Source organism: Bacteroides propionicigenes (genome assembly GCF_018390535.1).
Taxonomy (GTDB): domain Bacteria; phylum Bacteroidota; class Bacteroidia; order Bacteroidales; family Bacteroidaceae; genus Bacteroides; species Bacteroides propionicigenes.
The window spans coordinates 40,334-64,691 of the sequence record NZ_JAHBBW010000018.1; the positions used below are offsets into that span (position 1 = coordinate 40,334).

General features: G+C 41.6%; 20 protein-coding genes and 1 pseudogene. 5 read left to right on the forward strand and 16 right to left on the reverse strand.

The genetic code is table 11. The features are described 5' to 3' along the window. Positions 1–14: 14 nt before the first annotated feature. Complete coding sequence (locus tag KG118_RS16430) at positions 15–668, reverse strand: response regulator (RefSeq protein WP_117713167.1); 654 nt, start codon at positions 666–668, stop codon at positions 15–17. Positions 669–772: 104 nt separating this feature from the next. Beyond that, on the reverse strand, positions 773–2,674 hold the full coding sequence (locus KG118_RS16435) for a tetratricopeptide repeat-containing sensor histidine kinase (protein WP_117713168.1): 1,902 nt from the start codon (positions 2,672–2,674) through the stop codon (positions 773–775). A gap of 254 nt (positions 2,675–2,928) precedes the next feature. Here KG118_RS16435 and KG118_RS16440 point away from each other — a divergent pair, with 254 nt between their 5' ends. After that, positions 2,929–5,010, forward strand: coding sequence for a putative porin (locus KG118_RS16440; protein WP_117713169.1), 2,082 nt, complete (start codon positions 2,929–2,931; stop codon positions 5,008–5,010). Positions 5,011–5,023: 13 nt separating this feature from the next. Then, positions 5,024–5,836 (forward strand): annotated as a pseudogene (locus tag KG118_RS16445) (transporter substrate-binding domain-containing protein); the annotation flags it as partial. Here the strand turns inward: KG118_RS16445 and KG118_RS16450 are convergent. Next, positions 5,833–7,752, reverse strand: a complete 1,920-nt coding sequence (locus KG118_RS16450; protein ID WP_117713170.1) for an NAD(+) synthase — start codon at positions 7,750–7,752, stop codon at positions 5,833–5,835. The pseudogene KG118_RS16445 and the gene KG118_RS16450 overlap by 4 nt on opposite strands. A gap of 148 nt (positions 7,753–7,900) precedes the next feature. Here KG118_RS16450 and KG118_RS16455 point away from each other — a divergent pair, with 148 nt between their 5' ends. Both KG118_RS16455 and KG118_RS16460 read left to right on the forward strand, forming a co-directional pair. Then, positions 7,901–8,335 carry a Fur family transcriptional regulator gene (locus KG118_RS16455; RefSeq protein WP_117713171.1) on the forward strand — a complete coding sequence of 145 codons (435 nt, stop codon included), beginning with the start codon at positions 7,901–7,903 and terminating at the stop codon, positions 8,333–8,335. A 25-nt stretch (positions 8,336–8,360) separates the two neighbouring features. Then, a complete protein-coding gene (locus tag KG118_RS16460; RefSeq protein ID WP_004289806.1) occupies positions 8,361–8,918 on the forward strand; it encodes an NADH peroxidase in 558 nt (185 codons plus the stop codon). A gap of 75 nt (positions 8,919–8,993) precedes the next feature. Here the strand turns inward: KG118_RS16460 and KG118_RS16465 are convergent, their stop codons facing one another. Together KG118_RS16465 and KG118_RS16470 are read right to left on the reverse strand one after the other, a co-directional pair. Further along, positions 8,994–10,676: an outer membrane protein transport protein gene (locus KG118_RS16465; RefSeq protein WP_213388574.1), complete on the reverse strand. Its 1,683-nt coding sequence runs from the start codon at positions 10,674–10,676 to the stop codon at positions 8,994–8,996. 33 nt (positions 10,677–10,709) lie between these two features. Further along, positions 10,710–12,032, reverse strand: a complete 1,323-nt coding sequence (locus KG118_RS16470) for a hypothetical protein (protein ID WP_117713173.1) — start codon at positions 12,030–12,032, stop codon at positions 10,710–10,712. A gap of 147 nt (positions 12,033–12,179) precedes the next feature. Between KG118_RS16470 and prmA the strand changes: the two genes are divergently transcribed. Then, positions 12,180–13,022 (forward strand): 50S ribosomal protein L11 methyltransferase, encoded by an 843-nt coding sequence (prmA, locus tag KG118_RS16475; protein WP_117713174.1) that lies wholly within the window; start codon positions 12,180–12,182, stop codon positions 13,020–13,022. 122 nt (positions 13,023–13,144) lie between these two features. Here prmA and KG118_RS16480 read toward each other — a convergent pair whose 3' ends face one another. From KG118_RS16480 to KG118_RS16530, 11 genes are all read right to left on the reverse strand, one after another. Next, entirely contained in the window at positions 13,145–14,389 is a 1,245-nt protein-coding gene (locus KG118_RS16480; protein ID WP_117713175.1) for a DegT/DnrJ/EryC1/StrS family aminotransferase, read from the reverse strand. A gap of 71 nt (positions 14,390–14,460) precedes the next feature. Continuing rightward, positions 14,461–15,117, reverse strand: a complete 657-nt coding sequence (locus KG118_RS16485) for an HAD family hydrolase (protein ID WP_117713176.1) — start codon at positions 15,115–15,117, stop codon at positions 14,461–14,463. Then, on the reverse strand, positions 15,092–16,069 hold the full coding sequence (locus tag KG118_RS16490) for an ATP-grasp domain-containing protein (RefSeq protein ID WP_117713177.1): 978 nt from the start codon (positions 16,067–16,069) through the stop codon (positions 15,092–15,094). Before KG118_RS16490 ends, KG118_RS16485 begins: the two co-directional genes overlap by 26 nt. A gap of 4 nt (positions 16,070–16,073) precedes the next feature. After that, entirely contained in the window at positions 16,074–16,682 is a 609-nt protein-coding gene (locus KG118_RS16495) for a sugar transferase (RefSeq protein WP_117713178.1), read from the reverse strand. 2 nt (positions 16,683–16,684) lie between these two features. Then, positions 16,685–17,890: a glycosyltransferase family 4 protein gene (locus KG118_RS16500; RefSeq protein WP_117713179.1), complete on the reverse strand. Its 1,206-nt coding sequence runs from the start codon at positions 17,888–17,890 to the stop codon at positions 16,685–16,687. Positions 17,891–17,900: 10 nt separating this feature from the next. Then, on the reverse strand, positions 17,901–19,085 hold the full coding sequence (gene wecB / locus KG118_RS16505; protein WP_117713180.1) for a non-hydrolyzing UDP-N-acetylglucosamine 2-epimerase: 1,185 nt from the start codon (positions 19,083–19,085) through the stop codon (positions 17,901–17,903). 3 nt (positions 19,086–19,088) lie between these two features. Further along, entirely contained in the window at positions 19,089–20,237 is a 1,149-nt protein-coding gene (locus tag KG118_RS16510) for a capsular polysaccharide biosynthesis protein CapF (RefSeq protein WP_213388576.1), read from the reverse strand. A gap of 21 nt (positions 20,238–20,258) precedes the next feature. Continuing rightward, the gene (locus tag KG118_RS16515; protein WP_117713182.1) at positions 20,259–21,332 is read right to left on the reverse strand and encodes a polysaccharide biosynthesis protein; all 1,074 of its coding nucleotides are present in this window, start codon (positions 21,330–21,332) and stop codon (positions 20,259–20,261) included. Positions 21,333–21,369: 37 nt separating this feature from the next. Then, on the reverse strand, positions 21,370–22,443 hold the full coding sequence (locus tag KG118_RS16520) for a hypothetical protein (RefSeq protein WP_117713183.1): 1,074 nt from the start codon (positions 22,441–22,443) through the stop codon (positions 21,370–21,372). Further along, a complete protein-coding gene (locus tag KG118_RS16525) occupies positions 22,440–23,321 on the reverse strand; it encodes a GNAT family N-acetyltransferase (RefSeq protein ID WP_117713184.1) in 882 nt (293 codons plus the stop codon). The genes KG118_RS16520 and KG118_RS16525 overlap by 4 nt, the downstream gene beginning before the upstream one ends. Positions 23,322–23,478: 157 nt before the next feature. Next, positions 23,479–24,357 (reverse strand): LicD family protein, encoded by an 879-nt coding sequence (locus KG118_RS16530; RefSeq protein ID WP_117713185.1) that lies wholly within the window; start codon positions 24,355–24,357, stop codon positions 23,479–23,481. Position 24,358: the final 1 nt, after the last annotated feature.

Sequence of the window (24,358 nt, forward strand, 5' to 3'; positions counted from 1 at the left end):
AATGAGTAATGTCGTCAACATTTACGGATAGGGATAATTCCTTTGGAGATAGCCGTCATAATCAGGTCCGCCACGTTTCGGGCATCCAGTTTATCCATCAGATGGCGGCGATGCGTGTCAACCGTATTAGTAGAGACACAGAGTTCTTGGGCTATTTCCTGCGTATTCTTACCCTCGGAGATGCGTTTCAGCACATCAAGTTCACGCAAAGTCAGCTCTTCACGCCGCCCTTCGTCCGAACGCTTCATCTGTGCTCGCACATGCTCGGCATAAGGGCAATAGTACGTTTCGCCATCCAGCACACGACGAATGGCTTCGGCTATTTTTGTAGAATCAATGGATTTAAACAGAATACCGTCTACCGAGCACTGTATCAAGTTTTTAATAAACCAAATTTCCTCGTGCATGGTATTCACAATGATACGTGCTTGCGGGTCTTTCTCCCGTATCCGCACAATGATGTCCATTCCTGACATGTCGGGCAACTCCATATCCAACACAAAAAGATTGAAACGTTGAGATGTGATAAGCTGCAAAGCCTCTTGTCCCGACGATGCAGTACATACGTTTTTTATTTCCGGTAACGAACATTCTACTATCCTCTTCAAACCTTGAAGCACCAAATCATGGTCATCTACCAACAAAATGCGTATATCTCTTTCTTTCATCAACCTATCTTTGTGTTCTAAATTATGTTGCAAAGAAATAGCATTTATTAATATGCGGCATCATCAAAAATAGTGATTTTACTCTCCGGTGTAGCGGTTTTCTATTAAATGGACAATGGTATTTCAAGCCTGAACTTTTGGCTCCCGTCCTGAATATTTACAGTAAACAAACCGCCTACGGTCTTAGCGCGTTCTTGGATGGTAGTAAGCCCGATACCCTTTTCCCGCGCCTCACTATCGCAATAGTTTTTACCATTATTTGAGATTTGCAGAGTCAGTATCTTCCGTTTCAATGTGAGGATCATATCTATCTCCGTAGCCTCGGAATGCTTCAGAATATTGGACAATAATTCCTGCATAATACGATACACTTCATAAGACACTTCTTCGGGTACTTGGCTCCACTGTGTTTCTTCATTTTCTTTACTGAATGCGAGTTGTACGGATGCAGGCAGGACAAGCCGTTCTACATAATCCTCTATCGTCTCGGCAAGAGTGGCAAACCGGAATTTAGGCGGCATCAATTCGTGGGAGATACAGCGTACATCGCTACGTACCTGTTCTAGCAAAACCAGGATTTCTTGTTTCGACTCGTCTGTGGGCTGCATACATTGCATATTCATGCCAATGCCAAGCAGATCGTTACATACACCGTCGTGCAAATCTTTGGCAAGGCGCGTACGTTCACGCTCCAAGCCGTCTATATAGCTTTGGGCAAGTTTCAATTCTTCCTCTTTCTTAATACGTTTACGGCGGAAAACATAATAAAGAAAAAAGAGTATCAATATGAAAACCACGACAACGGTTGCCATAATCCAACGCATGGTCTGCGCTTTCTGTTCCAGCTGAGCTTGATTCAAACGGGCTATTTCAAGTTCTTTTTCCCTTGTGTCATATTTCACGGTCAAGTCGGACAATTCCTTGCTGATATGCTCCGAATGCAGGCTGTCACACACCCGATAAGCCATATCATAATAATACATGGAGTTCCCGGGTTCCTGCAGGTCGCGATAGTTACGCGCCATCATCAAATACAGCTTATCTATAGGCAGATGCAATCCGGATCCACGATACTTCAGCAGTTTCTTCTGGATGTTCAGGCTCTCGCGATACCTGCCCTGATCCATATAAATAAGGAACTGTTCTTCCAAAAAGCCGAACACTTCTGTCGACTCTGCAGGTAATTGCGGTATGACGGCTTCCGCTTTTTTCATATATACATCCACTGAATCACGATTACCCAATACCTTAAACATTTCAAGCATCACCGTATAGGCTTTCAGCATATATCTAGGCTTCTTCTGCCGGATGCCTTCTGTCACTACGGCACGCAACATACCTATTCCTTCGTCATGACGTCTTTGCAGAAAATAAATACTGCCACAGGAGTAGTTGGCATATAATATCATATCCAAATCTTGGCTTTTTGCCGCCGCTTCAACAGCACGTTTGCCATAAGCGATTCCCTCATCCAAGCGACTTTGATTGGCATACAGAAGAGCAATACCGCACAAAACCTGCGCCTGCTCGGAATAGTACTCACGTCCTTCAAGCAAGTCCAAAGCCTCGTTATAATAAATAAGCGCGGAGTCCAGTTTTTCTTTCTGACGGTAGACTACTCCAAGATTGGCACTGACCGTTGCCCAAAGAGCTGTATCATTCTGACAAGCCTCCTCACCACGAGCCATCGAAAAATAATGAAACGCTTTATCCAGATTTCCCGAAGAAAAATAAGCATCACCTAAATTGCATAGCAGTGACACGTATAATGGGGATTTTTTGGTCTGCAGAACTTCCAACCCTTTTTCTGCATAATAACGGCAACTATCCACCGAACGATTCGAATAGTATTCGCTCAACTCACTGTAAACAGCAGCAATACTGTCTTTGTTATTCAACTTCCCGGCATTGATAAGTTTCACCTGATATTTTTCTAATTCTGCATCTTGGGCATACAAAAAAGGACTGACAGCAAATACTCCCAAAAGGATAAACAGTGTTCTCATATTACGAATGGATTTTATCATGAAACTAACAATTAATTATAATAAGTTAATACGCATAAGGTAGTTTATATTATTCTGCGCAAATATAAGAAACTCGAAACATACGACACTTCATTTACAAAAAAACATTCTTCCAATTCCAGTTTTATCACCCAAAGAATAGAGAACAGGTACGGACACAGAATGTAAAAAAGAAGCAAAAAAGGCTGAATTCCGTAAGCGAATAATTTTTTATTGTATCTTTGCGCCTAATTATGAGACGAATCGTACTGACATATATATATCTGTCTATTATAGGTATCTTGGGTGCTGTGGCACAGACCCCTTTCAACCGTATGGATCCTACAACGGGCCGCGACCGGTTCGGTAACCAAGTAGACCCCAACACGCTTCCGGATAATCTGGAAGACAGTACCAATACGGAAATCCAAAGTCTCCCCCCAAAACTTTATATGTGGCGTCTGAGTGAAACATTGGGTAACCGCACCATCATCCCCGCCGATACCGCTAACCTCAACTTCCAGAACACTAACCTCGTGGAAGGTATGTACGGACACTATAACTATTTGGGCAATCTGGGTTCCCCCCGTATGTCACGTCTCTTTTTCGAACGCAGGGATGCAGAACCGACAATCTTCATGCAGCCCTTTTCCAGTTTCTTTGTCCGCCCCGATGAGGTGAAGTTTACTAACAGCAATATTCCTTTCACTAATCTGACATACTATAAGGCGGGAAATAAAGTCAACGGTGAGGAGCGTTTCAAATCTTACTTCTCAGTCAATGCCAACAAACGACTGGCATTTGGTTTCAACATAGACTATCTGTACGGACGGGGATATTACCAAAACCAGTCCACCTCGCATTTCAACGCCGGTGTGTTCGCCAGTTATATCGGCAACAAATATCAGATGCAGGCCGTGTACAACAATTTTATCATGAAGATGAACGAAAACGGCGGTATTCAGGACGACCGTTACATTACTCGTCCGGAAGATATGTCGGAAGGGAAAAAGGAATACGAGTCCACCACCATCCCCGTAAAATTGGAACAGACAGCCAACCGCAACAAAGATTTTTACGTATATGCCACACAGCGTTACCGGCTGGGATTTACACGAGAGACAACCGCCATAGAAGATGCAAAATCTCCCCGGATAACGGCAGACAGTGACAGTGTGCCTATGCCCAAAGACACAATCATAACAGAAGAATTTGTTCCTGTCACCAGCTTCATCCATACCATAAAAGTAGAGCGTACGCGCCACCAATTCACATCTGCGCAAGAGACGGAAGGACAATACCCCAACACCTACTTCAATGAAGTCGGTAGCCGGGATTCTACAACAGCTTTCAGTGTAAAGAATGTGTTCGGAATTGCCCTGCTCGAAGGCTTCAATAAATATGCGAAAGCCGGATTGACAGCCTACATATCGCACAAATTCAGCCGTTATGAGTTAATGGATACCTTGTCGCGCACCAACTTTGACGAACAAGAAATTTTCGTTGGCGGTGAAATAGCCAAACGTCAGGGAAAGACATTGCACTATAACGTAAACGGTGAAGTCGGTATCATGGACAAAGCGCTCGGACAGTTCCGTGTTAATGCAGATTTGGATTTGAATTTCCGTCTTTGGAAAGACACCGTAAATTTCTACGCAAGAGGTTACGTGAGCAATACACTGCCCTCTTTCTATATGCGTCATTACCATTCCAATCATTACTACTGGGATCATGACAATATGGATAAGGAGTTCCGTACGCGCGTGGAAGGCGAACTGAACATCAATCGATGGAAAACAAACCTGCGTGCCGGTGTAGAGAATATCAAGAATTATACTTATTTCAATCAGAGCGCAATGCCTGCACAAGAAAGCGGTAATATACAAGTGCTTTCCGCTACCTTGAAACAAGATTTCCGTTTAGGCATCCTGCATCTGGACAACGAGGTGACTTGGCAGAAGTCGAGCAACGAAACCGTATTGCCCCTGCCGCAACTCTCACTATACCACAACCTGTATCTGCTTGCCAAAATAGCCAAGAAAGTACTGACCGTACAAATTGGAGCCGATGTACGCTATTTCACTAAATATAATGCGCCCGCTTATACCCCCGCTATCCAGCAATTCCATCTTCAGGCATCTGATGACCAAGTGGAAATCGGCGGTTATCCGATTGTGAACGTATATGCTAACCTGCACTTGAAACGAACCCGTATTTTTGCTATGATGTACCACGTCAATGCAGGAATGGGACAAGGCAATTATTTCCTTGTACCGCATTATCCTATCAACCCGCGTTTGTTCAAGATAGGCATTTCATGGAACTTCTACGACTAATCCCGTCCTCCATATGAAAAAGACCAAAGTATTGAAGTATATCATCTTAGGAGCAATAGCTGCGCTCGTCGCCACATTCATATTGCCCAAGAGGGAAATCCGCAAAGGGCATCCTCGCGATTATGCTGATATTATAGCAGACGGCACGCTACGTGCGGCTACAGAATACAATTCCATTAGTTTTTACGTAGACGGAGATACGTTGTCCGGCTTCCATTATGAACTGATAGAAGCTTTTGCCCGCGATCACGGCTTGAAGGTCGCCATCACTCCCGAAATGAGCTTTAACGAACGTTTGGAGGGCTTGGCAGAAGGCAAGTATGATGTAATAGCCTACGGCATTTTAGTAACCAGTGAACTCAAAGATTCCTTGCTGCTTACCTCTCCTATTATCTTGAACAGGCAAGTACTGGTTCAGCGCAAAACGGATTCTCCCGATGATTCCCTGTTCATCAAAAGCCAACTCGATTTAGCGGGAAAAACCGTGAATGTAGTAAAAGGTTCCCCCTCCATTCTGCGCATCCGCAATTTAGGAAATGAAATCGGTGATACCATATATATTAATGAAATAGAGAAATATGGCTCCGAGCAGCTTATTGCGCTCGTAGCACATGGAGACATTGATTATGCCGTATGTGATGAAAGCATTGCCCGCACCGCTGCCGACAGCCTGCCACAAATAGATATAAGTACCGCTATCAGCTTTACCCAATTCTACTCATGGGGCGTAAGCAAGCAGTCTCCTGAGCTCTTGGACAGCCTGAATACTTGGTTGGAAAAATTCAAGAATGGGAAAGAGTACAAAAGGATATATAAAAAGTACTATTCCACTTCCCTTAGCCACATCTCCGAAGAGGCATCACTCGGCATTCTCCAATCTCCGCGCGGGCTGATGGAGATACTTCCCACTTTAGGACCGTCCGGCAGGCAAGAACGCTTGAACTGCTGATTAAAGAAACGACGGCAGAAAATCTGCAACCACTTCTTTATGGTTTCCTCATCATAAACATCTTTGAAAGTACGTGCGGCAAGGAAGAAAATCTTAGAAGGGCGGAAACCGCAGCGAAGGAAATAATACAGGAAAAAGTCGTGCAGCTCATACGGACCTACAAGGTCTTCTGTTATCTGCATGATGTTTCCATTTTCGTCTGCCGGTATAAGTTCCGGGCTGATAGGAGTATCTACGATATCCAGCAAGGTAGCCCGCGACGTTTCATCCATATCATTCTCCGCAACCCACTTTACCAAATGCTTCACCAAAGTTTTAGGAATACTTCCGTTTACACCGTACATAGACATATGGTCACCGTTATACGTAGCCCACCCCAAAGCAAGCTCCGAAAGGTCACCCGTACCAATCACCATTCCCCAAGTCTGGTTGGCAATATCCATTAATATCTGCGTACGCTCACGTGCCTGCGAATTCTCGTATACTACATCGTGTACATTTATATCATGGTCTATATCCTTAAAGTGCTGTATACAGGCATCCTTTATGCTAACTTCACGCATTGTCACCCCCAATGATGCCATCAAGTCGACAGCATTGGTATGTGTGCGGTCGGTAGTACCGAATCCGGGCATAGTCACTCCGATAATGCCCTTACGATCCCGCCCCAGCTTATCAAAGGTTTTCACACAAACCAATAATGCCAGCGTAGAGTCCAGTCCGCCGGATATGCCCACCACTGCACTCTTGGCGTTGGTATGCACCAAGCGCTGCGCTAATCCGGACACCTGTATGGAGAATATTTCCTCACAACGCTCATCAAGGACAGTTCCTTGAGGCACAAACGGATGGGGATCAAAAGTACGTGTCAGGTTCAAGTCCTTGGAATTGACATATTCCGTAGAAATACGCACAGGCGCTTCCGGTGCACAATTAGCGCGGCAAGCCGCAAATGTCGTATTCACCCGGCGTTCCGTACGTATATGCTCCACATCAATCTCACTAATTACCACTTGCTCTTCAAAAGAGAAACGCTCACTGCCTGCCAACAACGTACCATTCTCATAAATCAATCCGTTACCGGCAAAAACTACATCTGTAGTAGACTCACCAAAGCCGCAAGAACTGAACACATATCCCGCAATGCAACGGGCAGACTGTTGGCTGATAAGCGAACGCAGATAAGCGTGCTTACCTATCCCTTCATTGTCTGCCGAGAGATTGAATAGAATTTCCGCCCCCTGCAGTGCCAAAGAAGAACTCGGCGGAATGGGAGCCCATAAATCTTCACAAATTTCGATGCCGAAAGTTGTATCCGCAGTCTCAAAAAGCAAGTTCCGCCCCATAGGTACTACCTGGCCGCATAAACGGGCAGTCGTATCCGATACTTCGCAAGCGGAAGTAAACCAACGCTTCTCGTAAAACTCCTTATAATTGGGAAGATATGTTTTAGGAACGACACCCAATATTTTACCTTTCTGTATGACCACCGCAGTATTCAGCAAGACGCCGTTCAGAGGTACGGGCATACCAAGAATAGATATAATATCCATCTGGCGCGTATTGTTCAGAATCTGTATAAGCCCCATCTCAGCCTCTTCAAGCAGAAGCTGTTGGGCAAAAAGGTCTCCGCATGTATATCCTGTGATGCACAACTCAGGAAAGGCTATAATCTGCACGCCTTTTCCGTCGGCAATGATTATCTCTTTTTCAATTTGTCCGGCATTGAACTTGCAATCCGCTACCTTAACACGGGGTACAGCCGCCGCTACTTTGACATATCCGTAATTCATAAGAATCTGATTAAATTAGGGTACAAAAATACGTCTTTAATAAACGATATAAAAAAAAAACCGAAAATCTTTTGGATAAATCAAAGAAGTATCTATCTTTGCAAGAGAATTAAAAATGTAATTGTTACAAGTTTGAATTACAGATGATATGGATGTAATAAAGCGATTGCAAAATCATAATATTAAACCGTCAGTACAGCGCATAGCCATTATGAACTATTTGGTGGAGCATAGGACACATCCCACAGTGGATGAAATCTATACTGCGCTTTCTCCTTCCATTCCCACATTGTCCAAAACAACTGTTTACAACACTCTGAAGTTATTCAGTGAACAGGGTGCTGCACAGATATTGACAATAGATGAGCGGAACACCTGCTATGATGCGGATACTACTCCTCACGCCCATTTCTTATGCAAACGTTGCGGAAGAATATATGATTTGGAATGCAAGGCCAACATCAAGCAAGTAGAAGATATGGATATGAACGGACACGAAGTACAAGAAATCCACTACTATTATAAGGGTATTTGTAAAGACTGTTTAGAAAATGAACATTTAACTAAAATAACGAATAACTAATTCAACAATTAAAATCTGAAGTAAAATGAAAAAATTTAGATGTACTGTCTGCGGTTACGTATATGAAGGAGACGCAGCTCCTGAGAAATGTCCTTTGTGTAAAGCTCCTGCAAGCAAGTTCGTTGAAGTAGAAGAAGCACAGGCAGGTGGTCCGTTGGTTTTTGCTGATGAACACGTTATCGGCGTAGCTAAAGGATGTGACGACGAAATGATTAAAGACCTGAACAATCACTTTATGGGTGAATGTACAGAAGTAGGTATGTATCTTGCAATGAGCCGCCAGGCAGACCGTGAAGGTTATCCTGAAGTAGCTGAAGCTTTCAAGCGTTATGCATGGGAAGAAGCAGAACACGCTTCTAAGTTTGCAGAATTGCTGGGTGACTGCGTATGGGATACCAAAACTAACCTCGAAAAGAGAATGAACGCTGAATCAGGTGCTTGCGAAGACAAGAAACGCATCGCTACTCGTGCAAAAGCATTGAACTTGGATGCTATCCATGATACAGTTCACGAAATGGCTAAAGACGAAGCTCGTCATGGTAAAGGTTTCGAAGGTTTGTACAACCGTTACTTCAAGAAGTAATCCTGAAACAAGATATAGACATTAAAAAAGGGCTTGCTGATTTTTGCAAGCCCTTTTTTATTCCCCGAAAGAGAATTAGAAGCGTAACCCCAGTGTCAGCAACACTTGGCTACGGGTATTCTTAACTTTCGTAGCTTCGGGAGAACCAATCACTAACTGGTCTCCATCCATATAAGCATTAATGAACGGATGGAAATCCTCCTTGTAAGAAGAGAACTTATAAGCCAAATCCGCATAGAACATGGAACCGCGATAACCGATACCTAACGTATAATTGCTCAATGCTTTCGTATTGGCAAAGTCCGTATCGGTCTGGATAGAATTATAAGGCAAATCTTTATAGGCATCATTATTAAAGATAGCAGACGTATAATTATATCCTGCACGCAAAGCAAACTGAGGTATCACCTTATATTCCGCTCCCAAGCGAATGGTGCTCACCCCCTTCATCATAGGAGTAGTACTGTTTTCATATTCAAAAGTTTCAGAGTAACCTTCCTGATCTTTAAACTTCATAGAAGAGTAGTCCTGATATTCATACTCTGCACCCAATGCCAAGGCAGTACCGATAGTATATCCTAAACTCACATTATAAGTCCATGGCGTCTGAAGCCGGAACTGGCGTACCATGTCCCCTTTCATAATGTCGTAAGTATCTACATTGTATTGACCGATTACACCGCTCCCAATGCCCGATTCATTGGTTATATCCAAATCATTCAGCACATCCGACTCCAAGCGGGCATTTGTCTTATAGTCCAGATTATAGTAAGTAGGCGTATGGATAGCCAAGCCGATTCTCAAAGGAGAATACTCAAAAGGACGTACAATGGCTCCAAATTTCACATCAAATCCGGACCCATGTATCTTATTCCAACTCTGCAAGTTATACCCCTGGCCATTTCCGTAATCCTCATCATAAAAAGTATATTTACTATAATCTATGGCATAGGCTCCTATAGTCATTCCCAAATATACCCGGTCGTTGATATTGAATGAAATGTTGAAATCATACTGATCGATGCCTCCACGCTCTTCCGACCTGAAATTACCATTTCCTCCCCAAAACATACCTCCATATTCTTCGGGAGTGCGATACACCAAATTACCATCCAGATTCTTCACTTGAGTGCCATTTACTATATAAGGAACATAGCCGGAAGGAACACTGCCCTGACCGTCGTGTGCGATAAGATCGGTTATCAGATAACTGTCATATCCCAATGCAGACAACCACCCCACTTCAGGATCGGTATAGATATCACCCGACCAATCCTTTATACCTCCGGCCTGCGCAGCCATATAATCCGTCTGCGTATAATCTCCCAAATTACCGCTCATTGACATATTCTTATAAAAAGATTTTGCCTTATGGTAATTAAAACCGAAATTCACATAACGCAGAGCCGTAGCATTACCTATCTTTGAAGAGAGTACAAAACCTACATTATCAAATGAAGCCCTCGTTTTATCAGAATTCATCTTATATCCCATATAGTTACTCTCCGTACCATATGCAGACAAGCCGAACGACACCATCGCATCATTACTGCGATAAATACCTATACCTGCCGGATTCGTGCCGATGGTAGAAATATCACCGCCCAGCGCTCCCATAGCACCGCCCATACCTACAAAGCGTGCCGTACCGTTTAAATCTTTATTTGTTATCTTGGCAGCATCGTACACAGTCTGTGCACTCATTGGAACTGCTGCCGCCAGCAGCCCCAATGTAGCTAAAGTTATTATTTTCTTCATATCCTACTAATCTTTTTCTATTTAATACTATACCTACCTTCTTCTTGAGGAACCGCCGCCACCGCCGGACGAACGGGTAGAACCACCGCCACCACCGCTGGAATAGCTGCGTGAACTGCTACTGCCACCCGAAGAATAACTACGGGTAGAAGAATTACCTTGTACAGGCGTATAAGAACGGCGGCTACCGCTTTCGGTGGAATAACTGCGAGTTGGCGATGTAGAACTTCCACGATTATATGTGGAGGAGCTTCCTGTAGTTGAGCGTCTTGCGCCTGTAGCATTTACACTACTGCTTCTGCGCGATCCGTTTGTTGAGGTAGACGAACCTACACGCGTACTGCTTGGACGGGTATACGTGCTGCGTCTTGTAGAAGAAGCATCCGTACGGGTAGTTACCCCACTACGAGTTCCCGATGAACGCGTACCCACTACACGTCTGGTTGTTGTACCGTTTTGTCCGCTTCTTCTATAAGATGAAGTTCCCGAAGAACGAACTGAAGAAGTTGAACCGCCACGGGTAACACTTGAACCTGACCTGCGAACCGAAGAAGAGGGACTCCTATAACTGCTTGTTCCCGAAGAACGGCGATAAGTGTACGTGTTGCGAGGCCAATATCCTCCACCCCAATGTCCGCCACCGGGATAATATCCGGGATGATAATGATGGTGATGTCCCCACCAGCCGCCATACCAGCCGCCCCAACCTACACTCCAGCCAAAGCCCCAACTCGGACCATACCAACTGTTCCAACCCCAACCATAATAAGGATAGCCGCCCCATCCATAAGAATTATAACGCCAATCCCACCATAAGCGGTTGGAAAATGTAGGGAATGCATAAGCGTACAATCCATCCGTATATACGTTCCAATCCCATGAGTTCAAGCCATAGACCACATCCCAATAAAGCGGGCTGCTGATGCTGATGGCATAGCGAGGATTGCGGAAGCGGATAATGCGCGTGGCATATTCATAATCATCTTCCGAACCGTCAAAGCCATTCACCCATTCCCCGTCCAGACCATCATATTCTTTTTCGTCCACATAGAGCGTATCATTCTCTTGCGAAAACTCATAGTCCTTGGAGTCATATCGACGGTTGTACTCATCCACATCACGGATATTTCCTTTACGGTCTTTCACTACAATAGTCGTATTGCCCGGCGACGCATAAACCGTAGTCGGCGCATTCGTCTTTACTACAACAGCATCTGTTGCCGGAGTTTTTTTCTTCTCCGCCTTCTCCTCTTTCTTCTTTGAAGGCACGTAGTAAAGGTCGTCATTTACACTTTGAGCGGAGAGTGTCCACGGAAGACACAATGCAAAAAGCGATAAAAAAACAATCTTTTTCATATTCGTTTGGTTTATGGGTTTACAATTCTATACTTTCTCACGTCACAAAGATAATGCCGGGATTTGCCCTGTACAGAAGATTTTCCCCAAAGATTTATAGGGATTTCCCTAAATGCATCTTATCTTTGTACTCAAAACAAATATACGATGAAATATTTAGAATTTATATTCCATACCACTCCCTGCACCGAAACGACCAACGACGTTTTATCAGCGGTATTAGGCGAAGTAGGTTTCGAAAGTTTTGTAGAGCAGGCCGACGGTATCGCCGCATACATCCAAAAGGATTTATACAATGAGGATTCTCTCAAAGAAGCCCTCGCCGATTTTCCCCTGCCCGATACGCAAGTGAAATATACTTATCAGGAAGCCGAAGACAAAGACTGGAACGAGGAATGGGAAAAGAATTTCTTCCAGCCCATCATCATTGGCGACCGTTGTGTCATCCACAGTACATTTCATCATGATGTCCCGCAGGCTGAATATGACATCGTCATCAACCCTCAAATGGCATTCGGCACAGGACACCACGAAACCACCAGCCTCATCATCGGCGAGCTGTTGGACAACGACCTGCAAGGCAAGTCCTTACTCGATATGGGTTGTGGAACATCCATTCTTGCCATATTGGCGCGTATGCGTGGCGCTGCTCCCTGCACCGCTATAGACATAGACGAATGGTGTGTACGCAATTCACTTGAGAATATAGAATTAAATGATGTAGATCTTATTTCCGTTTTTCAGGGAGATGCCTCCACACTGGAAGGCAAAGGACCTTTTGATGTAGTCATCGCCAATATCAACCGCAATATCTTACTGAACGACATGAAGCAATATGTACGTTGTATGCGTCCCGGCTCACAACTATATATGAGTGGCTTTTATGTAGATGACATTCCCGTGATACAAGCGGAAGCTGAACGTAACGGACTACGATTTGTGCATCATCAGGAAAAGAACCGTTGGGCAGCGGTTAAGTTTGTATTGTAAATACAAACTCAATGATTAGCAACCTGAGATTATAGCCATTCTACATGCTTCTGCATACAAAAATAGCCGGAATCATCCCTCAAGAACGATTTCGGCTATCTTTCATAAATACACTATTACATTCAGCCAACTATTCCCTCTTTCATCTTCGACACAATATACCGTACATCATCTTCAGTCACCATCGGTCCACTTGGCAAACATAAGCCTTGCTTGAACAAGCGTTCACTAACACCATTTGTATAGGCAGGATTATCCTTATACACAGGCTGTTTATGCATAGGCTTCCAAAGCGGACGGCTCTCAATACCCGCCATATCAAGCCACACACGCATGGCTTCCACATTGAGATTAGGCTCACAACCCGTATGTGTCGAAGAAGCCTCATGCGTCACACCCGCAGCGCCACCGACAGCACCCTGCACCTTCTCATCATAAGCACGTTCCTCACCTGCCACATGCAGGTCTTCAGCTAGCAATACCGTATTCAACCAATAATTACTGTCATAATCCGCGGAGGGATTCGTATGCAGCATAATCCCCCGCACATCCTTCAGCAAATCCTGATAAAGCGAGCAAATCATCTTATGATGCTTTATATGGGCATCAGCCACAGTCATCTGACCACGGCCGATACCCGCACAGATATTACTCATACGATAGTTATAGCCGATACGCTCGTGCTGATAATAGGGATATGCCTCACGTGCCTGCGTGGCATAGAACATGATTTCTTGCTTGGACTCAGCATCAGGGCAGATCAATGCGCCCCCACCGGAAGTGGTAATCATCTTGTTACCATTGAAAGACAGTACGCCATATTTACCAAATGTACCGCAAATCCGGCCCTTATACCGGCTGCCAAAGCCTTCGGCAGCATCCTCTATAACAGGAATATCATACTTGGCGGCAACAGCCATAATTTCATCCAATCGGGCAGGCATACCGTACAGATAAACCGGAACAATAGCTTTCGGCTTCTTACCTGTCTTGGCAATACGGTCCGCGATGGCCATATCAAGCAGGTGTGGGTCCATATTCCATGTATCCTCCTCAGAGTCTACAAATACAGGAGTAGCACCCAGATAAGTCACAGGATGGGATGAAGCGCAGAATGTAAAGCTCTGTACCATCACCTCGTCACCGGCACCTACACCGCATGCCAAAAGTGACAAGTGTACTGCAGCCGTACCGGAGGACAAAGCCACCACGTGCTTATTCCCACCTACAAAAAACTCCAAATCCTGTTCAAAGCCGTTTACGTTCGGACCGAGTGGAACCACCCAGTTCGTATCGAAAGCTTCGCGTATGAAGTCCTGCTCCTTGCCGCTCATGTGAGCCAGGCAAAGATAAATTCGTTTGTTCATAGAATATATGTGATTTATAAAACTATAGCAACTAAAAAACTGTATTTAATCAGGCAGTTATTAAGAAAACTCTACAAGATAAGGTTTTCCAAACTATGAAAATTAGCAATCTCATATTGAGACTTCATCTTATCAGAAACAGACAACTGCTTATGAATATTCTGTCCGTCATCCAACAAACATATTGTTGTCCACCCCAGCTGATTGGGGGCTATAAAATCTTTCAGAACATTATCGCCTATATAATAATAATCTGCATCCCCATATTTATTCATGAAAAAAAAGAAAGCCTCTGTGGAAGGTTTAGAATAACCGAAATTTTCTGATATGATACAGTTTTCCCAAGATATATATTTGTCAAGTTTCAATGCCTTTATTTTATTAGACTGAGTAACACTCCTGCCATCTGTTATAATTCCTAGGATAATATTTGCTTCATACATTCGCTTTAAAGTGCTCTCAACATTATCTGAAAAAAATATTGTTGGAAAATGTTCCCGGTATGTCTTTAAATATATTTCCAATGGAATTTCTAATTCATATTTGTCATTTACACAGAGAAATACATTTTGTTTTTGCCCATAACAAGAGAGCATATACTCATACACACCTATTTTCCCATATGATTCTCCAATCCACGAGGCAATCTCCATATAAGCAGATTTTAAAAAATCAATCTCCTTATAAAGAGTATCATCCAAATCAAATACGACTACTCTCTTTCTCATAAACAATAACCTCTGAATCGTAGCGTAACATCAAAGTATTATCTAACCATTTATCAAAATATCGAATCTCTTTATCCAAGAAATATTCTTGAATTAAATATTGAGGATAATCAGCTTTGGCATAATAGGATAATGGATATCCACCGCCAAACCGAGGATTGATTTCAATACCAACCACATCATTATCACTTTCTCTATAAAACAGTTGAATACAAATACATCCGATAACTCCCGGCAAATAATTCATCCTCTCCCTTAAATAAGTGACCAAAAAGTTCTTTCTAGTATATCCTTTGTTGATTTCTCCTGCACGTATTTCAATTCTTTCTCTAGGAACAATAGACTTGACATAATGGTCCCGACCATAATACATATCCACTGTAAATTCTTTGTATTCAATCTTATCAATATACTCCATGAATATCAATTTAGGATGATGCATTATCTCCGGGGTTAGCTCATCGGGACTCCTCACCACAAATAGGTCTTTAGATAACGAACCATCATAAGGTTTCGCAAATAATGGAAAAATTGGATGAAACTTATCAATTGGTTTAGGAACACGAATACCCAATTTCTGCAGAAAGTCTCCGGTATTGCGTTTATCCCTGCAAAGTTGAATAAAAGATATATCAGAGACGATAACAGAGATATGTCTATCACTAAATTTATCTTTATTTTCAGATAAGACAAGCAACTCTGTATCAATAGTCGGTATCACCATTCCAATATGATTATCAATACAGATTGACAATAGAGTATCTACATATTCCGGTTCTGTCACTCTAGGAACTTTAAAACATTTATCAGATATGATTCCGGCTGGTGCTAAAAACGGATTCATATCTGTAGTATATACCATAGCATCAATATTACAAGCCGTTAAGGCTTTTTTAAATAACTCTACAAGTACAACACGTTTTCCTGCGGAAGTAATCAATATATTTTTCATTCACTCAATTGTTACCGGTAAAATATTCCATTGTTGCCGAAGTCTCAGAGCTGATACCCTCCCTTACAAACACTTTCTTTATCGTTAAAAGGATGATTTTCAAATCAAGTAGGAATGAGCAATGGTCAACATACCAAACATCCAATTCAAACTTTTTTGTCCAACTAATAGCATTACGCCCGTTCACCTGTGCCCAGCCTGTAATACCCGGACGAACTTCATGCCTACGCGCTTGTTCTTTATCATACAAAGGAAGATATTGGGGAAGCAAAGGGCGAGGACCTATTAAAGCCATATCGCCTTTCAGTACGTTTATTAATTGCGGTAATTCATCCATAGAAGTAGAACGGAGAAACTTACCTACATTTGTCAAACGTTTCTCGTCCGGTAATAAATCACCGTTCACATCACATTCATCAGTCATCGTTTTAAACTTGATAACTTTAAATATCTTACCTTTTTTCCCCGGACGTTGCTGCATAAAGAAAACTCCTGCTCCCTTATTAGCAAAATACAACCAAATGATTAAAAGTAACAGTATCGGCCAAATGATTGCCAACACACAGAATACAATTAGGAAATCCAATATGCGTTTCAGAAAATGAGAATACATAACTACTCAAAATGTTTCATTATTATCCGGTAACTATTTTGTACCGTATAGTTAGCACACAAATAAGAATAACCTTTCTTACCCATAATTTTCATCAAATTCTTATCCGATGCCAATTTATCAACCATCCTCCTAAATTCATTCAAGTTTCCGCTTTCAGTACACATCCCATAACCGTTGACTTCTGCTATGCGTCCAATATCCGTATTCAAATCTGTTGCAAACAATACCGGCATCTTGTGTTCAAGGTAAGAAAGCAAACGGGAAGGATAATTAGGAATTGTAAAACGTCTGTCTAAAAATATCAAACCCACATCGCACACTTTCACTAAGTCGTCATATTTCTTTTTGGGAAGAGAAGATATCAAACAAGAATTGCGAGGAGAATTGATTTCAAAAAACTGTTTTATCCGGTCATACTCAGTACCATTACCCACTATGACAAAATAAGTATCAGTCCTTGTCTCATTAGCGGCAATTACATCCATCAGAAAACCGATTCCTTGCGGACGCCCTAAATTACCACCATAGATAAACAAAAGTTTATCCGAGGGAATATTTAATTTATCAAGCAATGCTTTTCTATTTATCCGACACTCATTATCACCTTTCAATTCTATACTATTAGGACAAATTTCCACCTTGTCCGCATTTACCGAAGGATTGTGCTTCAATACATAATCCACATTTGCAGGAGACATACAACCTATATAATCTGACAACTGATATAATTGTTCCTCTTTTCTACGAAACAGTTTGTAAAACAAGCTTTTCTTAGAAAACATACCCAAGTCAACTGCATTCTGAGGAAATATATCTTTCAATAGCAGATAGGTTTTCGCTCCACACCGTGTTTTCAAAGAAGTTATTACTTTATTGAAAGTAATCGGAGGAGTGGAATATAATATCAAATCAAATTTTACATCTTTCCAATATTTGTGTATCGCCCGTTGATATTGATACTCCAACAACAATGTTCCGACACCTTTCTCTATCAGATTTGTCTTTTGAATATTCAGAGTTTTAACTTTCAATATCTCAGCACCACAGTTTTTTTCCAATGCAGTCGGTTGATGAAGGCGTCTTTCGGCAGGGACTGCAATATACAAAGAATGTCCGTTACGAATAAATTCGCGCATCAAGTCTGTGTAAATGCCCCGTTCTGAAATATCAGAAATATAGCCCAATGTCAAAAATAAAATATTCATCCTAATCGAATCAATATTTTCTCCAAATCATCTTATTCACCACCCCTGTATAACTCTGTATCAGTTTCACCACCTTAGTTGATACATTCTCATCACAGTAAGTCGGAACCGGAATACCATAATCTCCGCCAGCATTCATTTCAACGGCAGTATCCACAGCCTGTAACAGCGATCTCTCATCAATACCCGCCAAAACAAAGACACCCTTATCCAAAGCCTCGGGACGCTCTGTACTAGTACGGATACATACCGCCGGGAAAGAATGCCCCACAGAAGTAAAGAAAGAGCTTTCCTCAGGAAGGGTACCGCTATCACTCACCACAGCATACGCGTTCATCTGCAAACAGTTATAATCATGGAAACCCAGAGGTTCGTGCTGCACCACACGGCTGTCAAGTTCAAAGCCGCTTGCATCCAGCCGCTTCCGGCTGCGGGGATGACAACTGTAGAGAACAGGCATGTCATACTTCCCTGCCATGGCGTTAACGGCATTAAACAACGAAAGAAAATTCTTTTCCGTATCAATATTCTCCTCCCTATGGGCAGACAGGAGAATATATCTGCCTTTTTGAAGTCCCAACCGATGATGGATATCCGAAGATTCGATTGCCGCCAAGTTTTCATGTAACACCTCAGCCATCGGAGAGCCTGTTACATAAGTACGTTCCTTTGCCACCCCCGAAGCGTTCAGGTATCTCCTTGCATGTTCAGAATAACAGAGGTTCACATCGGAAATTATATCCACAATACGACGGTTCGTTTCTTCCGGCAGGCATTCATCGAAGCATCGGTTGCCTGCCTCCATATGAAAAATCGGAATATGAAGCCGCTTGGCACCTATTACGCTGAGACAGGAATTGGTATCGCCCAACACCAGCACAGCATCCGGCTGCGTATGTACCATCAGCTTATAACCCGCATTGATGATATTGCCCATCGTAGCCCCCAAGTCATCGCCCACAGCATCCATGTACACATCAGGCTCCTGTAACTGAAGGTCACGGAAGAAAATGCCGTTCAAATTATAGTCATAGTTCTGACCCGTATGGGCCAAAAGACAGTCAAAATACTTCCGGCATTTATTGATGACCGCAGCCAGACGGATGATCTCGGGACGGGTACCCACAATAATCAAAAGTTTCAGGCGTCCGTTTTCCCGAAACTTGATATTAGAATAATCTGTTTTCACTTCCATTGTTTAAACTTTTTCAAAATACGTATCGGGCTTACGGGAATCAAAACATTCATTGCACCACATGACGGTCACCAAATTCTCCCTCTCGCTCAGGTTAATGATGTTATGCGTATAGCCTGGAATCATCTCCACGGCTTCCATCCTGTCACCGCTGACCTCAAACTCTATGATTTCTTCACTGCCTATCTTACGGAGTTGAATCAGACCGTGACCGCTCACCACTACAAATTTCTCGTTCTTGGTATGGTGCCAGTGTTGACCTTTGGTGATACCGGGCTTGGAGATATTCACAGAAAACTGCCCCCTGTCAGACGTGCGGATGATTTCAGTAAAACTCCCGCGTTCGTCCACATTCATCTTCAAGGGATAGATAAACTTCTCTTCCGGCAGATATGACAAATAAGTGGAATAAAGTTTTTTTGTAAATGCATCTCCCAAATCAGGTACGCTCAAATCGGTGTGCATATCCTTAAAACCGGTTATAAGCTCCACAATGCCGCCAAGAGTGATGGTATGCATCACCGGCACTTCGCAATAATCTCCTGTACGGTGTTCCTCCCCGTTCAATGCCGCAACCAATTCATCAACCACATCATCCACATACACCAGATTCATTACCACATCAGGGTCGTTCACCAGAATGGGCAAATCACGGGCTATGTTATAACAGAAGGTAGCCACAGCACTGTTATAGTTGGGACGACACCACTTACCGAATACATTCGGAAAACGGTATACTAAAACTTTTGCCCCGGTCTCCCGGCCGTAATCAAACAGCAACTGTTCCCCGGCACGTTTGGACTCGCCATATGGATTGTCCAAAGCCGCCTGTACAGAGGAAGAAATCATGACCGGACAAGTATTGTTATGTTTCTTCAATGCACTCAGCAGTGTGGAAGCGAAACCAAAGTTACCTTCCATAAATTCCGTACGGTCTTTAGGACGGTTCACACCTGCCAGATTAAAGACAAAATCAGCCTGCCTGCAATAAGAATCAAGGTCGGAAAGGTCGCTATCAAGGTCATACTCAAAAACGGTCAGAGATTTCCCGGATAGCGCATGTTCCTTTGCCTTCCCACTACCGATATTATGCAGTTGGGATACAAGATTTCGGCCGACAAACCCTTTGGCGCCGGTTACTAGAATATTCATAATAAAAATTGGGAAAGTTATTTATTCACTTTTGATTTCCGAACTCTTCGCTTTTTCCTCCAGTCCAAGGTCCTCGCGAATGAAGCGCAACTTCAATAACAGTTTCTTCATGCCTTCCACATCCAGACGGGCGGTATTGTGAGAATGGTAGTCTTCTATCCGGGCAATGTTTTCGTTGCCCTCCGTAAAGAATTTGTCATAATTCAAATCCCGGGTATCGCAAGGAATGCGATAATAGTCACCCATGTCAATGGCCTTTGCCATTTCTTCACGCGTAACCAAAGTCTCATACAGTTTTTCACCATGACGGGTACCTATGGTTTTCACTTCCGTTCTGCCATAGGCAGGATTTATCTGTGCATATGTTTCCTTCAAGGCTCGGGCAAGGACATCCAAAGTAGCTGCAGGAGCTTTCTGAACGAACAGGTCACCGTTATGCCCGTGCTCAAACGCATAAATAACCAAATCCACGGCATCATCCAAAGTCATCATAAAACGGGTCATATTAGGATCCGTTATCGTAATGGACCTGCCGTTTTTTATCTGTTCTACCCAAAGAGGAATAACAGAACCACGGCTTGCCATGACATTCCCATAACGGGTACAGCAGATAGTGGTTTGTGCGCCATCGCCCAAAGCACGCCCCTTGGCTATTGCAACCTTTTCCATCATAGCCTTACTGATACCCATCGCATTGATGGGATAAGCCGCCTTGTCAGTGGAAAGCACCACCACATTCTTGACCCCGTGGGCTATGGCGGATTCCAGCACATTGTCCGTACCGACAACATTGGTCTGTACAGCCTGCAACGGAAAAAATTCACAACTCGGTACTTGCTTCAATGCTGCCGCACTGAACACATAGTCCACTCCCATCATCGCACCGTCCACACTCTGGCGGTCACGCACATTACCGATATAGAACTTTACTTTCGGATTCTGCAGGTGATGACGCATGTCATCCTGCTTTTTCTCATCGCGACTGAAAATACGGATTTCCTTTATATCGGAATCGAGAAAACGACGTAGAACAGCATTACCGAAAGAGCCTGTACCACCAGTTATAAGGAGGACTTTGTCTTTAAAAATTGACATATATTTTAATCTTTATATATTATTATTAATTTCATTATCATACATTAATATCAATTATCATCAAATCAAGGTCGTGCTTATTAGTTGCCACAGGTTGAAAATAAAGCTTGCTTGTTGAATTAAGCCCGTAAGGAAAACGAATTACGCCAAACTGAAATAGATATGGCCATATATCTTTTTTTTCTTTATAGATATCCTTAAAACCAGTTATAACAGATCCAACATAAAGATGAGAATACATATCTTTAATACCTTCCCCCCTCTTACGGCTAATCAACAAATTTAAAATACTATTATTACGCCCATCGGGCTCTACAGTGGTAGAAAAAGCAAACTTATCACCTATTTGACAACCATATATACAAGAGCCATTAATCTGACAAATAGTCTCCATTGAAAAATCTTCTTTCATCAAGTATATATAATTTGGTGAAAATGGGGCATCAGTAGCATACAACAGCCCTTCATTTACAGGAAAAATTACACATCCTCTATACTTTTGATTATTACAAAGTACTCGTTCAACTTTTTTGAAATTATTCGTAATTTTCCATATTGCAGAAGCCTCATCAAAATCTCCCGTAAACGCCCATAGGCAGTCGCGATATGGATCTGCTACAATATTATGAACATGATTGATTTCTCCTGACTTAAAAGTATGAACTATATCCCATTTATCAATTTCAGTTCTTTTATAAATATGAACAGGTTCCTTGTCTATATTATCCCTATATCCTCCAAAACAAATACAATCATCAAACCCTTTTATACTTTTTACATTTGTAAAAATCAAAGGACGTATTCCATTCCCAATATAATATCCTTTCGACAGTTTTTTTTTCAAAAAATCATACTCATAAATATGATTACCAACATTCAATAAGACACGTTTATCATCAATCGTTTCTGCAACACGAACGCCCAATCTAAAAAGGCGAAAAAAGAGATTAATTCTTCCAATATATCTTTCTTTCTTACTCCTTATTATTTCATATCTTGTAACAATTTCTCCATCTCTTATAACTATTAGTTTACCGTATTGGTAACATATTAAATCGCCAGAAGTAAGAAAACATAATGGAGTTATATTATTTTTTACTATATGATTCATCGTTTTACGTGAAGTAGCCAAAATAACTTTCCAGAAAAATAATACAAATAAGCCGCTAAATCCTTCAATCTTAAAAGAATTCTATATTTCGGAACAATTATACAAGGATAATTAGTAACTAACGAACCAAATTTTTTCTTATAACTTCGATTACCTACCATATCAAATTCCGTACAACCGCGTTCTCTCCAATAACGTATAGCTGTATAAATCATATACTCATTAGGCCTGTAATGTTGATATTCTCTTAAACTAGCTCCGCCCCAAAAGAACATTTTCCTATTAAAACCTGGAAAGATTGACGTTGCAATGCTTTTTCCTTCTGGATCAAGCACTCTCAAACAATAGACATTATTAACTTTCGATAGATGTTTCAGCAAGCATTTAACCTTATCAACTGTATATGTCGGAACTAAGTTCTGCTTTGCAAAAACATCTATCAATTGTTCATAGAACTCCTCCGCAAATGCATCATCAGGAATAGCTTCTTTTATACGCGCCCCCCTCCTCTCAAATTGTTTAATAAAATTCCTACAATCATTTTTCATTCTTTTGTATTGCATTGCATCATCCACTTCTATTCCTAACTCTAAAGTTTCAACCATTCTTATAGACGCATTGATATTTTTTATTAATTCCAATTCCTCTTTATCAAAATCCCTGTCACAAATTTGTAAGTATATACAAGAGGTCTCTTTCATAACAAAAGGTATAAGTTCTTGCAGGATTTTAGTTTTTTTAGAGGAATCAACTACATCTAATCCCATGTAAGGAGTGCTCCAGCCAGCAAATGGACTTCCTACGATTTTTAATCCAAACTTCCTAACAACTAATGCTGAAAAAAAACCTATAAATTCCCCATCTTTAGAAATCTCCAAAATATATGGTTTAGCTTTAGAATCTTCAGCTATAAAATCTATCCACTCTTTTGTAGTAAATATAGATTTATTAGGGAAATTGTTAAATACCCCCTGTTAATTTCACTTAAGTCCCTTTTAACAAACGTATAAATCATAATTATGAGAAATATGCTACTCAGTTAATAATCAATTTACTATAAGAATGCGTTTCTCTCTTCTCTATTGGTGGCAAAGTCATATAATCCCCATATAGATTTTGCAGATATCTATTATAGTCTCTTGGAATTAATACATTTAATCCTTCAAACTCTGCTTGATATGGCGGCACAAAGCATTTTGTTTCTAACATTTCTCCTAAATATAGCTTACGACCAACTGCAACAGTAGAATATTTCGAGCTTTTTCTACTTGAAATAATTCTATCACACAAATTTGACCATATACGAATAGGCACAACTGTGAAAAGTAAACCTATCAGATTAACTATCCAATAGATAATAATAGTTCCAATCTTATTATGCATTAATCTTTTAAAATCTGAATCTTTGGCTCTAAATGCTTTTACAGAGAATAGTATACCTCTGAATATAATTGCTAAATAGTGCTTAAAATACCTAGCTAATACATTGTTGGGAACATCATCAATGGGAAATATATCAATATGTATACCAGAATCTTCGATAGAATTTACATATCTAACTACAGTACTTTTTTTTACGACTTGTACAAAATAATTACTTTTCTTTGAATGCGGACCAATTATATAATAATCCTCTCCCATAGCTTCTTCAAATATAGATATAAATATATTATAGTCCTTTCTAAACATTAGCAGATCAATATCATCATCCCAAGGAATAAATCCATGGTGTCTTATTGCCCCTAAAGCACTACCACCTGCCAACATACAAAGTAAGTTGTTTTTTTTGCAAACAGTATCTATATCTTTATATATGGACAAAAGACATTCTTTCATCCGTTTATTATCTTCTTCTGATGGTTCATAAAAAGCATTACCAGGTAATGCCTTATTTATATAATTTATCAATTTCATA